This window comes from Streptomyces sp. NPDC127190, from assembly GCF_042672505.1.
Lineage (GTDB): Bacteria > Actinomycetota > Actinomycetes > Streptomycetales > Streptomycetaceae > Streptomyces.
In genome coordinates this window covers 39,831-52,689 of record NZ_JBHXVE010000020.1, presented here as the reverse complement: position 1 = coordinate 52,689, position 12,859 = coordinate 39,831, and the positions used below count along the sequence as shown (strand labels likewise).

13 protein-coding genes and 1 tRNA gene are annotated in these 12,859 nt (G+C 72.7%); 8 read left to right on the top strand and 6 right to left on the bottom strand.

The features are described from left to right. Positions 1–29: 29 nt before the first annotated feature. On the bottom strand, positions 30–536 hold the full coding sequence (locus ACFVIU_RS27515) for a DUF309 domain-containing protein (RefSeq protein ID WP_385845762.1): 507 nt from the start codon (positions 534–536) through the stop codon (positions 30–32). Between the two features lie 116 nt (positions 537–652). On the opposite strand from ACFVIU_RS27515, the gene ACFVIU_RS27510 reads away from it, so the two are divergent. Both ACFVIU_RS27510 and ACFVIU_RS27505 read left to right on the top strand, forming a co-directional pair. Next, positions 653–726: transfer RNA gene (locus ACFVIU_RS27510), tRNA-Pro, on the top strand. 133 nt (positions 727–859) lie between these two features. Beyond that, entirely contained in the window at positions 860–2,074 is a 1,215-nt protein-coding gene (locus tag ACFVIU_RS27505) for a cation:proton antiporter (RefSeq protein ID WP_385845760.1), read from the top strand. 15 nt (positions 2,075–2,089) lie between these two features. Here ACFVIU_RS27505 and ACFVIU_RS27500 read toward each other — a convergent pair whose 3' ends face one another. The 4 genes from ACFVIU_RS27500 to ACFVIU_RS27485 all read right to left on the bottom strand — a co-directional run bounded on the left by ACFVIU_RS27500 (position 2,090) and on the right by ACFVIU_RS27485 (position 5,392). Beyond that, the gene (locus tag ACFVIU_RS27500) at positions 2,090–2,635 is read right to left on the bottom strand and encodes a potassium channel family protein (RefSeq protein WP_385845758.1); all 546 of its coding nucleotides are present in this window, start codon (positions 2,633–2,635) and stop codon (positions 2,090–2,092) included. Next, entirely contained in the window at positions 2,632–3,969 is a 1,338-nt protein-coding gene (locus ACFVIU_RS27495) for a chloride channel protein (protein ID WP_385845756.1), read from the bottom strand. Before ACFVIU_RS27495 ends, ACFVIU_RS27500 begins: the two co-directional genes overlap by 4 nt. A gap of 11 nt (positions 3,970–3,980) precedes the next feature. Further along, positions 3,981–4,469 carry an FxLYD domain-containing protein gene (locus ACFVIU_RS27490; protein WP_385845755.1) on the bottom strand — a complete coding sequence of 163 codons (489 nt, stop codon included), beginning with the start codon at positions 4,467–4,469 and terminating at the stop codon, positions 3,981–3,983. A gap of 116 nt (positions 4,470–4,585) precedes the next feature. Further along, positions 4,586–5,392 carry an alpha/beta fold hydrolase gene (locus tag ACFVIU_RS27485; protein ID WP_385845753.1) on the bottom strand — a complete coding sequence of 269 codons (807 nt, stop codon included), beginning with the start codon at positions 5,390–5,392 and terminating at the stop codon, positions 4,586–4,588. A gap of 156 nt (positions 5,393–5,548) precedes the next feature. Here ACFVIU_RS27485 and ACFVIU_RS27480 point away from each other — a divergent pair, with 156 nt between their 5' ends. Then, the gene (locus tag ACFVIU_RS27480) at positions 5,549–6,715 is read left to right on the top strand and encodes an acyl-CoA dehydrogenase family protein (protein ID WP_385845752.1); all 1,167 of its coding nucleotides are present in this window, start codon (positions 5,549–5,551) and stop codon (positions 6,713–6,715) included. Between the two features lie 19 nt (positions 6,716–6,734). On the opposite strand, the gene ACFVIU_RS27475 is transcribed toward ACFVIU_RS27480, so the two are convergent. Beyond that, positions 6,735–8,099: a penicillin-binding transpeptidase domain-containing protein gene (locus ACFVIU_RS27475; protein ID WP_385845751.1), complete on the bottom strand. Its 1,365-nt coding sequence runs from the start codon at positions 8,097–8,099 to the stop codon at positions 6,735–6,737. Between the two features lie 409 nt (positions 8,100–8,508). On the opposite strand from ACFVIU_RS27475, the gene ACFVIU_RS27470 reads away from it, so the two are divergent. The 5 genes from ACFVIU_RS27470 to ACFVIU_RS27450 all read left to right on the top strand — a co-directional run bounded on the left by ACFVIU_RS27470 (position 8,509) and on the right by ACFVIU_RS27450 (position 12,767). Then, positions 8,509–9,528, top strand: a complete 1,020-nt coding sequence (locus ACFVIU_RS27470) for a sugar ABC transporter substrate-binding protein (RefSeq protein ID WP_385845750.1) — start codon at positions 8,509–8,511, stop codon at positions 9,526–9,528. Next, positions 9,528–10,604: an ABC transporter permease gene (locus ACFVIU_RS27465; RefSeq protein ID WP_385845748.1), complete on the top strand. Its 1,077-nt coding sequence runs from the start codon at positions 9,528–9,530 to the stop codon at positions 10,602–10,604. Before ACFVIU_RS27470 ends, ACFVIU_RS27465 begins: the two co-directional genes overlap by 1 nt. Positions 10,605–10,607: 3 nt before the next feature. After that, positions 10,608–11,519, top strand: coding sequence for an ATP-binding cassette domain-containing protein (locus tag ACFVIU_RS27460; protein WP_385845747.1), 912 nt, complete (start codon positions 10,608–10,610; stop codon positions 11,517–11,519). A gap of 2 nt (positions 11,520–11,521) precedes the next feature. Beyond that, entirely contained in the window at positions 11,522–12,424 is a 903-nt protein-coding gene (locus ACFVIU_RS27455; protein ID WP_385845745.1) for a sugar phosphate isomerase/epimerase family protein, read from the top strand. A gap of 148 nt (positions 12,425–12,572) precedes the next feature. Then, a complete protein-coding gene (locus tag ACFVIU_RS27450) occupies positions 12,573–12,767 on the top strand; it encodes a hypothetical protein (protein WP_385845744.1) in 195 nt (64 codons plus the stop codon). Positions 12,768–12,859 lie beyond the last annotated feature (92 nt).

The following is a 12,859-nucleotide window of genomic DNA, read 5'->3' as shown; positions in this document are numbered from 1 at the left end:
GACCGAACCGGGGCGCCTCGCCGCCGGCCTCAGGGACCGAGCCGGGGCGCCTCGCCGCGCGCGTCCACCGGAGCGTTTTCGCGCTCCACCCGGGCGGCCAGCTCCCGCGCCCAGCGGGCCAGCCCCGCGAGGTCCAGCCCGTACGGCCAGTCCTCACCCCGCTCCCGCTCCCACTCCTCGACCCCGCCCGCGCCGCGCCGCAGCAGCCGGGCCCCGCCCACGGCGTTCCCCCGCGCCGCGTGCGTGAGCCCCACCGCCAGCTGGGCCAGCCCCCGCCACAGCCCGCGCTCCTCCTCCGGCCCCGACTTCCAGGCGTCCTCGAACACCTCGTGCGCGTGGAACGGCCGGCCCGCGTCCAGCAGCTCCTGGGCCTCCGCGACCGTCTCCCCGGGCGCCCGCACCACCCCCTCGGGCTGCCGCGGCACGCCCTGGGCACCGTACGGCAGCGGCCGCCCCAGCCCGTCCCGGGGCCGCGCGCTGCGGGCCCGCCCGTCCCCGTCCCGGTCCCTGGCCTCCGCACCGCTCACGTTCGTCATACGGCCGATTCTCCACCGCCGTGCGCCCCGCTCCCGCGGACCCTCTTCGGCGCACCCCCGAGCGTGGGGTAAAGTTCTGTTCGCGCGATCACGCGGGACACCGTGGGACGGCGCATCGGGACGTGGCGCAGCTTGGTAGCGCACTTGACTGGGGGTCAAGGGGTCGCAGGTTCAAATCCTGTCGTCCCGACAGAGTGCCCGGGGGTTTTCCCGGGTCAGGGCCTTGTTCCACTTCGGTGGGACGAGGCCCTTCGTCGTATCTCACCTGCGTCGACGATGTGTCGCCTTCTCTCGGCCGAAGAGCTGCGGTGTAATCGGGCCTCATGGCGCATCCGGGGACCCTGGTCCTGATCATGGCCGCGGCGGTGCTCGCGCCGCTGCTCGCGGAGAGCGCCGCGCGCCTGATCCGCGTGCCGCTGGTCATCTTCGAGATCGCCCTCGGGATCGCCGTCGGCCCCGCTGTGCTCGGCTGGGCCCGTCCCGACCAGGTCATCGACACCCTGTCCGACCTGGGACTCGCCATGCTGATCTTCCTCGCCGGGTACGAGATCGACTTCGCGGCGGTCCGGGGCGGCACCCTGCGCCGCGCCCTGGGTGCCTGGCTGTGCTCCCTCGTGCTCGGTATCGGTCTGGGCTTCGCCGTCGCCGGCGGGGACACCTTCAAGGCCTTCGTCATCGGCACCGCCCTGACCAGTACGGCGCTGGGCACGGTGCTGCCGATCCTGCGGGACGACGGCGACCTGCGCAGCCCCTTCGGCACGGTGATGGCGGCGTTCGGCGCGGTCGGCGAGTTCGGGCCGGTGGTCGCCATCGCGCTGCTGCTCAGCGGCCGCAAGCCGGGCGAGTCGACGGTGCTCCTGGTCGCCTTCGCGGCGCTCACCACGGGCGCCGTGTTCTGGGCGCTGCGCCCGCGCCCGCCCTGGTTCTCCCGGCTGACCGACACCACCCTGCACAGCAGCGGGCAGTTCGCCGTCCGCTTCGTCATGCTGCTCCTGGCCGGGATGCTGGGCCTCGCGGAGGTCTTCGGCCTGGACATCCTGCTCGGCGCCTTCGCCGCCGGCGTCCTCACCCGTCTGGTGCTGCACGGCGCCTCGCCCGAGCACAGCGCCGAGGTCCTCGGCCGGGTGGAGGCGCTCGGCTTCGGCTTCCTGGTGCCGCTCTTCTACATCGTCACCGGGATCGAGTTCGACCTGCACGCCCTGCTCCACGACGGGCGGGCCCTCGCCCTGCTGCCGGTGTTCCTGCTGCTGTTCCTCCTGGTGCGGGGCGGCCCGGTGTACCTCCTGGCCCCGCGCGGGCTGCGCCGGGCCGACCGCGCGACGCTCACCCTCTTCGCCGCCACCTGCCTCCCGCTCGTCGTCGCGATCACCACCATCGGCGTGGACCAGAAGGTGCTGCGCACCGGCGAGGCGGCGGCGCTGGTCGGGGCCGCGATGATCTCGGTGCTCGTGCTGCCGGTGCCGGCGATGCGTCTGCGGGCCGGCCGCGGCCGCGAGGAGCCCGTGTCCCTCGCCTCGGCGGAGTCCGAGACCTGGTGACGGCCGCCCGCTGACTCAGCGGTCGTCCTCGTGGCGTCCGGGGCGGGCCGCGGCCCTGGCCTGGACCCGTCTGCTCAGCGAGGCCGCCGCGGCGGTGAGGAAGACGAACGTGTACAGGATCTGGAGGATGGCCACGAGCCGGGCGGTCTGGCCGTGCGGCGTGATGTCGCCGTAGCCGATGGTGGCCACCGTGACGAGGGTGAAGTAGAGGGCGTCGAGACGGGTGTGCAGCCCGGGCACCTCGCCCGGCTGCCGGGCGAGCACGAAGTAGGTGCCGGCGAAGACCAGGATGGCCAGGGACATCAGGACGGGGATGACGAGTGCGGGGTGGACGTCCGGCCGGTCGCGGAGGATGTCGCCGATCTGCCGCAGGATCAGACTGGCGATCGCGGCCAGCACGACGACGAAGAGCGCCCAGCTCAGCCTGGGCCGCTCCGGACCGATGCCGTCGAGTGGCAGCAGGAAGTAGCCCGTGACCATCACGGCCACCAGGAGCACGGCGATGAACACGGGCTGCCAGCGGCGCTGCCCGCGCCCGCTCCCGGCATCCGCCCCGGTCATCGCCGTACCGCCCGCCCGGCCGTCCGGCCCGGGGCACGCCTCCCTCGCCGCTCCACCGGCAGCAGCTGCACGGTGACGAAGGCGACGACGGACGCGATCACGATCAGCGGCATCTGCTGGCGCGCGTCGGCACCGAGCAGCAGCACCGCCAGCACCGCGCTGGTCAGCGGCAGCCCGGTGACCGCCGCGGCCGCCGCCGCCATGCCCAGGGCGAGTGCCGGCGTCGTACCGAGGCCGGGCAGCGGCGCGCAGGCGACGGCCGTGGCCGCACCGATCAGCAGGGCCGGGAAGATCGGGCCACCGCGCATCGCGCCCAGACAGAGCGCCCAGGCCAGGCCCTTGCACGCGACCAGGGCGACGAGGGCGGCGACCGGCCAGGCGCTCGGCTGGCCGGCGAGCCGGCCCAGGGTCTGCTGGCCGGACAGCGCGGCCTCCTCCGGGGAGCGGCCGGTCAGCAGCGCATAGCAGGCGAGGCACCCGCCCACCGCCACGGCACAGGCCACGGTCGCCATGACGGTGTGCCCGCTGACCAGACGGTGGGTACGCCGGCCGAGTGCCCGGGCCGCCGCGATGAGGAGGGCGATGAGCACGGCGAGCGGAACCCCCCACAGGAAGTCACCCGCGTCCGGGACGGTGTCCGGCGGCAGCCGGGGCAGGGCCAGCGCACCGGTCGACAGGCCCGTCCAGTGGCCGAAGCCGGTGAAGACCAGCGATCCGGCGGCGCTCGTGAGCAGGCAGGGCAGCAGCAGCACGACGAGCCGGCTGCCGCCGAGCCCGGCCCCTTCGACGACCATGACGGCACCCGTCAGCGGGCCGCCCAGAATGGTGGAGATGGCCGCGGTGGACCCGGCGGTGGCGAGTACCGGCGTGCCCGGCGCGTCGGGGGCCTGTTGCAGGGCGCGTACGGCGAGCAGCGCGAGCCCGCTGCCGACGGCCATCAGCGGTGCCTCGGGGCCGAGGACGACGCCCAGCGGAAGCGTGGCCAGGGCGGCCACGGCCACACCGGGCAGCGCTTTCGGACCGAGCGGAGGTCCGCCCAGCCCCTGCACCGGCACATGACCGCCCCCGCCCGGAAACCGGGTGACGACCAGGGCGACGATCAGCCCCGCGAGCAGCAGGGCCGGCAGGGGCCACCACCAGGGGGCGCGGTGGTATCCGACGGCCTGCGGCAGCACCTCCCAGATCTGGTGCTGGACGGTGTGCTGGAGACCGACGAAGAAGAAGGACGCGAGCGCGATGGGCACCCCGAGCAGCAGGCAGAGCACCAGCAGCCGCAGGTATCCGGGACTCAGCAGGACCTGACGCGTCGTGAGCGTGCTGTCGGGCTGCTCCACCGTGGCCGCCGTCAGTACCGCAGCGCCGTGCCGACCTCGGCCTTGATGCCGCCCGACAGCGTGTGGGTGCTGCGTGCCGTGCCGGTGGCGGAGGCTCCGGCGGCCACGTCCCGCACCGTGACGACCACCGTGTCCAGCAGGTTCCCGCCGGTGTCGCGGAAGACGACCTGGACGGCGAAGGACTTCGTGGCGTCCGCGGTGTTGTGCGCCGTCACGGTGACCGTGCTGCGTCCGGCGCTGTCCGTGCCCACCGCGCCGAGTTTCACATCGTCCTTGGCGTCGATGCCGCCCTTGACCGAGTCCAGCTTGCGCCGTGCCTCGGCGGTGGCGGAGGCGAGGGCCGCGGCGCCCTGGGAGGCGAGCGCGGAGGCCTGGGAAGCCGCCTTGCTCGCGGCACCGGACACCTTCTCCCCGCCGCCGCCCGAGCAGCCGCCCGCCCCCGCGGCGACGAGCGCCACCAGCGCGGCGACCGTCACGCCGCGTGCCATCCGTCCAGCCATGTCGCCTCCCGGTCGGCTCACTGGGGCCGTCACCTCAGTGAAGTGGCGCGGCGCCGGACCGGCATGCGGGGTACGGCCGGATGCGCCGGTGATTCACCCCGGCAGCCCTGCGCCGGCTACCCGCCCTCGGTGAGGAACGCGGTGACCAGTGGGCTCGCCTCGGCCCGGCACTCCTCGAAGTAGGCGTGCCGGGCGCCGCGGAAGAGGTGGGTGCGGGCGTCCGGGATGCGGGCGGCGAGCAGGGGCAGGTTGTCGGGCGGGGTGAGGCGGTCCTCGTCACCGTGCAGGATCAGGGTGGGAGCGGTGATGGCGGGCAGCGCGTCCCAGGCGTCGTGGCCGTTGCTGGCGAGAAGATGACCGCGCCGGGCGTGTGGCGGCATGCCGGGGTCGCCGAGGGTGGTGTACGGGCCGGGGTGGGCCGCCTGCCAGGCGGGGGAGCACATCAGATCGGTCAGGGTCTGCCGTACGGCCTCCGGGTCGGGCCCGGCCAGGGCGCGCCGCACCGAGGTGTCCCGTTCGACGGCGTGCGGGCCGCCGGGGGAGGTGCAGCCGAGGACGAGCCGCCGTACCCGGTCCGGGTGGCCTGCGGCGACCCACTGGGCGACCCGGCCGCCCATGGAGGTGCCGTAGACGTCGGCCCGTTCGATGCCCAGATGGTCGAGGACGGCGATCACGTCGTCGGCGAACCGCCGGGTGGAGTACCCCTCGTGGGGCTTGTCGCTGGCTCCGGTGCCCCGGTAGTCCAGGGTGATCGTGGAGTGCGTGGCGTGGAAGTCCGCCCGGACGGTGTCCCACCAGTGGTGGTTGTTGGCCTGCCCGGCGAGGAGCACCAGCGGGGGGCCCTCGCCCTGCCGCTGGCAGGCCAGAGCGGTGCCGTCCTGGGCGCGGGCGAAGGTGTGCCGGGGGCGGGTGGTCTCCGTCATGGGCACCCATGATGGCACCGCGGGCAACTCCGCCCGGACGCCGAGGGGTTCCTGCGAACCGGTCCGGCCCGGATCAAGGTCCTGCGCGCCGCCCGGCTCCTCTGCCACAGTCCCTTTCAGCGGGCACACACACGTCACGACTGGGGGTCACCCGGCATGAGCACTCTCGACATCCTGTCCGAGGACGAGCGGTTCGTCGTGCGCACGGTGCGCGACTTCGTCGACAAGGAGGTCCGACCGGTCGTCCGGGAGCTGGAGCACTCCGACACCTATCCCGAGGCGCTGGTCGAGCAGATGAAGCGGCTCGGCGTCTTCGGGCTCGCCGTCCCGGAGGAGTACGGCGGCACCCCCGTCTCCATGCCCTGCTACGTGCTGGTCACCGAGGAGCTGGCCCGCGGCTGGATGAGCCTGGCCGGGGCGATGGGCGGGCACACGGTCGTCGCCAAGCTGCTGCTGCACTTCGGCACCGAGGAGCAGAAGCGCCGGTATCTGCCCAGGATGGCCACCGGCGAGATCCGCGCCACCATGGCCCTGACCGAGCCGAGTGGCGGCTCGGACCTCCAGGCGCTGCGCACGGTGGCCCGCAGGGACGCCGACGGCTATGTGGTCAACGGGGCCAAGACCTGGATCACCAACTCCCGCCGCTCGCGGCTGATCGCGCTGCTGTGCCGGACCGACCCGGAGGCGAGTCCGGCACACCGGGGGATCTCCATCCTGCTGGCCGAGCACGGACCGGGGCTGACGGTCTCCCGCGACCTGCCCAAGCTCGGCTACAAGGGCGTGGAGAGCTGCGAGCTGACCTTCGAGGACTACCGGGCGCCGGCGGACGCGGTGCTCGGCGGGGTGTCGGGCAAGGGGTTCGGGCAGATGATGAAGGGCCTGGAGACCGGGCGGCTGCAAGTCGCCGCCCGCGCCCTCGGGGTGGGCCGGGCGGCGCTGGAGGACGCGCTCGCCTACGCGCAGGCACGGGAGTCGTTCGGCAAGCCGATCTGGCAGCACCAGTCGGTCGGCAACTACCTGGCCGACATGGCGACCTCCCTGACCGCCGCCCGTCAGCTGACCCTGTACGCGGCCCGGGAGGCGGAGGCCGGCCGCCGGGTCGACATGGAGGCGGGGATGGCGAAGCTGTTCGCCTCCGAGACCGCGATGCAGATCGCCCTCAACGCCGTACGCATCCACGGCGGTTACGGCTACTCGACCGAGTTCGACGTGGAACGCTACTTCCGTGACGCGCCCCTGATGATCGTCGGCGAGGGCACCAACGAGATCCAGCGGAACGTCATCGTCGGCCAGCTGGTCAAGCGAGGAGGGCTCGACATCTGACCGGCCGGGGCCGCAGGCGTCAGGACAGGGCCGCGAGGATCCGCCCGGCGACACGGGCGGCGGGGCCGGCGGGCGTCCCGTCGTCCGTCGCGCTCCCGCCCGGTACCGCCGCCTCGGTCCAGACCGCCACGGCGACGAGCCGGCCGTCGGCGTCCTGCCCGTAGCCGGTGAACCAGGACCGGGCGTGACCGGCGAGCGTGGTCCAGCCGGTCAGCCCGGTGACGTCGCCGGTGCCGGTGCCGGTGCCGGTGCCGGTGCCGGTGCCGAGGGCCGAGCGGAGCTGGTCGGCGGTGTGCCGGGAGAGGACCTGGCCGGCGGCTCGGGAGGTGAGGCCGTGCTGCGCGCCGCCGCCGCTCCCCGGGCGCACCCGTGCGACCAGGTGCGCGGCTGCCGCCCTGCCCCCGTCGGCCACCGCCGCCGAGATCCTCGCCGACTCCAGGGCCGTCACTGTGACATCGGCGCCGTTGCCGGTCAGGGCCGTCTGCCCGGCCGACCGCGGATCCGCCGGATAGACGCTGGGGGTGGCCCGGACCGGGATCCGCAGCGCGTCGTCGCCGAAACCGAGCCGCTCGGCCGTCGCGCGGAGGCGGGAGTGGCCCAGATCCGCCGCCAGCTTGGCGAAGACGTTGGAGCAGGCGAGGCGCAGGGCGGTGCGCAGGGACGCGTTCGCGCACCGGGGGGAGCCGCCGCCGATCCGGGCCGTGGTGCCCGGCACCGCGAACACCAGCGGGCTGTGCGTGGCCTGGTCCACGCTGGTGTAGTGCCCCTGCTCCAGCGCGGCGGCGGCGACCACCAGGTGGAACGTGGCACCGGGGGCGGTCGCCTCGCGCAGGGGCCGGTTCAGCAGCGGGTCGTCGGCGTCCCGGGTGACCTGGTGCCAGGCGCCGACGTCGGAGGTCAGGTTTCCGCTGAACGCCCCCGGGTCGTACGACGGGGTGCTCACCAGGGTGAGGACGGCCCCGGTCCGTACGTCGAGGGCGACGGCGGCGCCCTTCTCCTTGCCGAGGGCGTCGAACGCCGCCCGCTGGGCGCGGCCGTCGACGGTCGTCAGGACGTCCCCCGACACACCCCCCGGCGAGGTCCCGGCGCTCAGCACATCGTCGTAGACCGCCTCGAGCCCCGCCTGTCCGAAGGCCATCGAGCGGTAGCCGGTGACGGGCGCGTACAGCGCGCCGTCCGTGTAGGTGCGCCGGTACGGCACCTTCGCGAGGCCCGAGGGCCGGGACCCGGTGACGGCCCGTCCGTCCACCAGGATGTTCCCCAGCCCCGAACTCCCGTGCTTCTCCGCCGTCTTGGCCGTGCCCTGGGAACACCCCGCCAGCGTCGCGCCGAGCGCGGCGAGGATTCCCGGGACCACCACCGCCCTGATGATCTTCTTATGCATGCCGGACACCCTAGAGGCGCGCGGGCGGGTGCCCTGCCGGTTGCGCGGCTCAGCCCTTGTGGGAGCCGAGGGCAGAAACCAACTCGACCGAACAAGGTGGGCGTCATGACACCCCCGCGTCCGCTCAGGCGTCAATAGGTCCGCACGCACCCGACCCTCTCTTGCCCGAACCGTGCCGTCCGCGTGATCGCCCGGTGCCGTTCGCCGTGAGGTGCGGTCTACTGGGCTCATGCGGCCCGGTGCGGGTTCCTCGGAAGGCCGGGGAGTGGATGGTTTGTACTTACATTCGGACCTGCTTGTGAAATGATGTCTTAACAAAGTATTGACAGCGGCCCCGCCAGGGACTTGTATCCCGTGCCAACGCAACAGCGTCCCTCCCCCGTCGCACGCACAGTGAGGTGCAGGAAAGATGGACCGCTCTTCTCGCTCCCGCTCCCGCAGACCGGCCCCGGCCCTGGCCGCGGCCGCCGCGGCAGCCCTCGTCCTCGCCGGCTGCGCCAGCAGTCACGGCGGCAAGAAGGCGGAGGAGGCGGCGCAGAACGCCTCGGCGGGCAAGGCGAACACGCCCCGGATGACGGTGGCCCTGGTCACCCATCAGGCCCCCGGTGACACCTTCTGGGACACCGTCCGCAAGGGCGCGGAGGCGGCGGCCGCCAAGGACAACATCAAGCTGGTCTACTCCGCCGACCCCAACGCCGGCAACCAGGCCAACCTGGTGCAGAACGCGATCGACCAGAAGGTCGACGGCATCGCGGTCACCCTGGCCAAGCCCGACGCGATGAAGGGCGTCCTCGGCAAGGCCCGGCAGGCCGGCATCCCGGTGGTCGGGCTGAACTCGGGGCTGAGCGACTGGAAGCAGCTCGGACTGCTGGAGTTCTTCGGGCAGGACGAGAGCGTGGCCGGCGAGGCGTTCGGCGACAAGCTCAACACCACCGGCGCCAAGAAGGTCGTCTGTGTCATCCAGGAGCAGGGCAACGTCGGCCTCACCCAGCGCTGCGGCGGCGTGCAGAAGACGTTCAAGGGCACCACCGAGACCCTGTACGTGAACGGCACCGACATGCCGTCCGTGAAGTCCACCATCACGGCCAAGCTGAAGCAGGACAGTTCCATCGACACGGTCGTCACCCTCGGCGCCCCGTTCGCCCTGACCGCCGTGCAGTCGGTGGGCGACGCGGGCAGCAAGGCCAAGATCGCCACCTTCGACCTCAACAAGGACCTGGTCAAGGCCGTCCAGAACGGGTCCATCGAGTTCGCCGTCGATCAGCAGCCCTACCTCCAGGGCTATCTGGCGGTCGACTCGCTGTGGCTCTACAAGTACAACGGCAACTACAGCGGCGGCGGGGTCCAGCCGGTGCTCACCGGCCCGGCCTTCGTCGACAAGTCCAATGTCGACAAGGTCGCGGAGTTCGCCGCGAAGGGGACCCGGTGATGAGCATGTCCCAGCAGGCTGAGCCGGCCCTCGGCAGGCAGCCGGCGTCCGGTCCCGGGCAGCGGGACGGCCGCACCGCCCGGCGCTCGCCGGCGCTGCGGCTGCTGGCCCGCCCCGAGGTGGGGGTCTTCCTCGGCGCCGCCGCCGTACTGGTCTTCTTCCTGATCACCGCGCCCGCCGTCCGCCAGGGCAGCTCGATGGCCACGATCCTCTACCAGTCGTCCACCATCGGGATCATGGCGCTGCCCGTCGCCCTGCTGATGATCGGCGGCGAGTTCGACCTCTCCGCCGGCGTCGCCGTGATCTCCTCGGCGCTCACCGCCAGCATGCTCAGCTACCAGCTGACCCTCAACGTCTGGACCGGCGTGGTCGTCGCCCTGGTCGCGTCCCTCGCGATCGGCTTCTTCAACGGCTGGATGGTGGTGAGGACCGGCCTGCCCAGCTTCCTCATCACCCTCGGCACCTTCCTGATCCTCCAGGGCGTGAACCTCGCGGTGACCAAGCTGGTCACCGGCAATGTCGCCACCGACGACATCAGCGACATGGACGGCTTCGACCAGGCCAGAAGGATCTTCGCCTCGTCCTTCGACGTCGGGGGCGTGCAGGTGAAGATCACCGTGGTGTGGTGGCTGGTCTTCGCGGCGCTGGCCACCTGGGTGCTGCTGCGCACCAGGTACGGCAACTGGATCTTCGCGGTCGGCGGCAACAAGGAGAGCGCCCGGGCCGTCGGCGTCCCGGTGCGCTTCACCAAGATCAGCCTGTTCATGCTGGTCGGCTTCGGCGCCTGGTTCGTCGGCATGCACAACCTGTTCTCCTTCAACACCGTGCAGTCCGGCGAGGGCGTCGGCCAGGAGCTGATCTACATCGCCGCGGCCGTCATCGGCGGCTGTCTGCTCACCGGCGGCGCCGGCTCGGCGATCGGCACGGTCTTCGGCGCCTTCATGTTCGGCATGGTGCAGCAGGGCATCGTCTACGCCGGCTGGAACCCGGACTGGTTCAAGGCCTTCCTCGGCGTGATGCTGCTCGGCGCCGTCCTGATCAATCTGTGGGTCCAGCGCACGGCGACCCGGAGGTAACCGATGACCGACAAGAACACCGGAACGCACGGCGCCGTCCTCGCCGACACCCCGCCCACCGGCGAGACACCCCTGGTGGAACTGCGCGGCGCCGGCAAGTCCTACGGCAACATCCGCGCCCTGCACGGCGTGGACCTGACCGTGCACGCCGGCCGGGTGACCTGCGTGCTCGGCGACAACGGCGCCGGCAAGTCCACCCTCATCAAGATCGTCTCCGGGCTGCACCGGCACACCGAGGGCGACTTCCTCGTCGACGGCCGGCCGGTGCGCTTCAGCAGCCCGCGCGAGGCGCTCGCCCAGGGCATCGCCGCCGTCTACCAGGACCTGGCCACCGTCCCGCTGATGCCCGTCTGGCGGAACTTCTTCCTCGGCTCCGAGCTGACCCGGGGCCCCTGGCCGGTCCGCCGGCTGGACATCGCCCGGATGAAGCGGACCGCCGACGAGGAACTGCGCAACATGGGCATCGTCCTGGACGACCTCGACCAGCCCATCGGCACCCTCTCCGGCGGCCAGCGCCAGTGCGTGGCCATCGCCCGTGCCGTCCACTTCGGCGCCCGCGTCCTCATCCTGGACGAGCCGACGGCCGCCCTCGGCGTCAAGCAGTCCGGCGTGGTCCTGAAGTACATCGCCGCCGCCCGCGACCGCGGCCTCGGCGTCATCTTCATCACCCACAACCCCCACCACGCCTACATGGTCGGCGACCACTTCAGCGTCCTGCGCCTCGGCACCCTGGAGCTGAGCGCCGACCGCAGCCAGGTCAGCCTGGAGGAGCTGACCAACCACATGGCCGGCGGCGCCGAACTCGCCGCCCTCAAACACGAACTGGCCCAGGTGCGCGGCGTCGACGTGGACGAACTGCCCGAGGAGAACGACCTCACCGCGCCCGTGGCGACCTCGCCGGAAGGGAACTCCTGACCATGTCCCACGCCCTCGACCGGATCCGCGTCGGATCGGCCCCCGACTCCTGGGGCGTCTGGTTCCCCGACGACCCGCGGCAGGTCCCCTGGGAACGCTTCCTGGACGAGGTCGCCGAGGCCGGCTACGACTGGATCGAACTGGGCCCCTACGGCTACCTCCCGACCGACCCGGCCCGGCTCACCGAGGAGCTCGCCCGGCGCAACCTGAAGGTCTCGGCGGGCACGGTCTTCACCGGCCTGCACCGCGGACCCGCCGTCTGGGAGGAGACCTGGGCCCACGTCGGCCAGGTCGCCGCGCTCACCCAGGCGATGGGCGCCCGGCACCTGGTGGTCATCCCTTCCTTCTGGCGGGACGACAAGACCGCCGAGATCCTGGAGCCGCCGGAGCTGACCGCCGAGCAGTGGGCGCACCTGACCAAGGGCATGGAGCGGCTCGGCCACGAGGTCAGGGAGACCTACGGCCTCGACATCGTCGTGCACCCGCACGCCGACACCCACATCGACACCGAGCGGCACGTCGAGCGCTTCCTGGACTCGACCGACTCCGAGCTGGTCAACCTGTGCCTGGACACCGGGCACTACGCCTACTGCGGCGGCGACAGCGTCAAGCTGATCGAGACCTACGGCGAGCGCATCGGCTATCTGCACCTCAAGCAGGTCGACCCGCGGATCCTCGCCGACGTGGTGGCGCACGAGGTCCCCTTCGGCCCGGCCGTGCAGCGCGGTGTGATGTGCGAACCGCCGTCCGGGGTGCCCGAGTTGGGGCCGGTGCTGGAGGCGGCGCAGCGGCTGGGCGTGGATCTGTTCGCGATCGTCGAGCAGGACATGTACCCGTGCGAGCCGGACAAGCCGTTGCCGATCGCCGTGCGCACCCGGCGCTTCCTGCGGTCCTGCGGGGCCTGAGCGGCACGGGCGGGAACCGGGTCCCGGCGCGGGGCCCGGTTCCTGCGGGATGGCAACGGATTCGGTCCGCGGGTGGCCGGGAACCAACCCTGGGCACGCGGACGTTGTGCACGACGACGGGGGACGCCCGCGCAGACGGGAGGACGAGATGACACAACGCACCGAGTCCCGGGGAGCCGCCCAGGACTCCACCGACGCGGCGGAACACCGCCGCAGCCGCTTCGGCACCCTGCCCGAGCGGATCCGCCCGGAGGACACCGTGGAGACCAGGCCGGCGACCCTGCCGGACCCGGCACGGAACACCTACCACCCGGACGAGTGGCTGATCCGCTACTGCGGCTGACACACACCTGCGGCGCCGGGCCCCCCCCCCCCGCGCCCGCCCGGGAGTTGGCGCGCCCCCCGCCGGCCGCCGAGAAGAAACCCGCCGGGGGC

Excerpts from the sequence above, each read along its gene's own strand:
- ACFVIU_RS27465 (WP_385845748.1), top strand. The coding sequence starts at position 9,528 with ATGAGCATGTCCCAGCAGGCTGAGCCGGCCCTCGGCAGGCAGCCGGCG.
- ACFVIU_RS27485 (WP_385845753.1), bottom strand. The coding sequence starts at position 5,392 with ATGACGGAGACCACCCGCCCCCGGCACACCTTCGCCCGCGCCCAGGAC.
- ACFVIU_RS27490 (WP_385845755.1), bottom strand. The coding sequence starts at position 4,469 with ATGGCTGGACGGATGGCACGCGGCGTGACGGTCGCCGCGCTGGTGGCG.
- ACFVIU_RS27450 (WP_385845744.1), top strand. The coding sequence starts at position 12,573 with ATGACACAACGCACCGAGTCCCGGGGAGCCGCCCAGGACTCCACCGAC.
- ACFVIU_RS27480 (WP_385845752.1), top strand. The coding sequence starts at position 5,549 with ATGAGCACTCTCGACATCCTGTCCGAGGACGAGCGGTTCGTCGTGCGC.
- ACFVIU_RS27475 (WP_385845751.1), bottom strand. The coding sequence starts at position 8,099 with ATGCATAAGAAGATCATCAGGGCGGTGGTGGTCCCGGGAATCCTCGCC.
- ACFVIU_RS27515 (WP_385845762.1), bottom strand. The coding sequence starts at position 536 with ATGACGAACGTGAGCGGTGCGGAGGCCAGGGACCGGGACGGGGACGGG.
- ACFVIU_RS27505 (WP_385845760.1), top strand. The coding sequence starts at position 860 with ATGGCGCATCCGGGGACCCTGGTCCTGATCATGGCCGCGGCGGTGCTC.
- ACFVIU_RS27455 (WP_385845745.1), top strand. The coding sequence starts at position 11,522 with ATGTCCCACGCCCTCGACCGGATCCGCGTCGGATCGGCCCCCGACTCC.
- ACFVIU_RS27500 (WP_385845758.1), bottom strand. The coding sequence starts at position 2,635 with ATGACCGGGGCGGATGCCGGGAGCGGGCGCGGGCAGCGCCGCTGGCAG.
- ACFVIU_RS27460 (WP_385845747.1), top strand. The coding sequence starts at position 10,608 with ATGACCGACAAGAACACCGGAACGCACGGCGCCGTCCTCGCCGACACC.
- ACFVIU_RS27470 (WP_385845750.1), top strand. The coding sequence starts at position 8,509 with ATGGACCGCTCTTCTCGCTCCCGCTCCCGCAGACCGGCCCCGGCCCTG.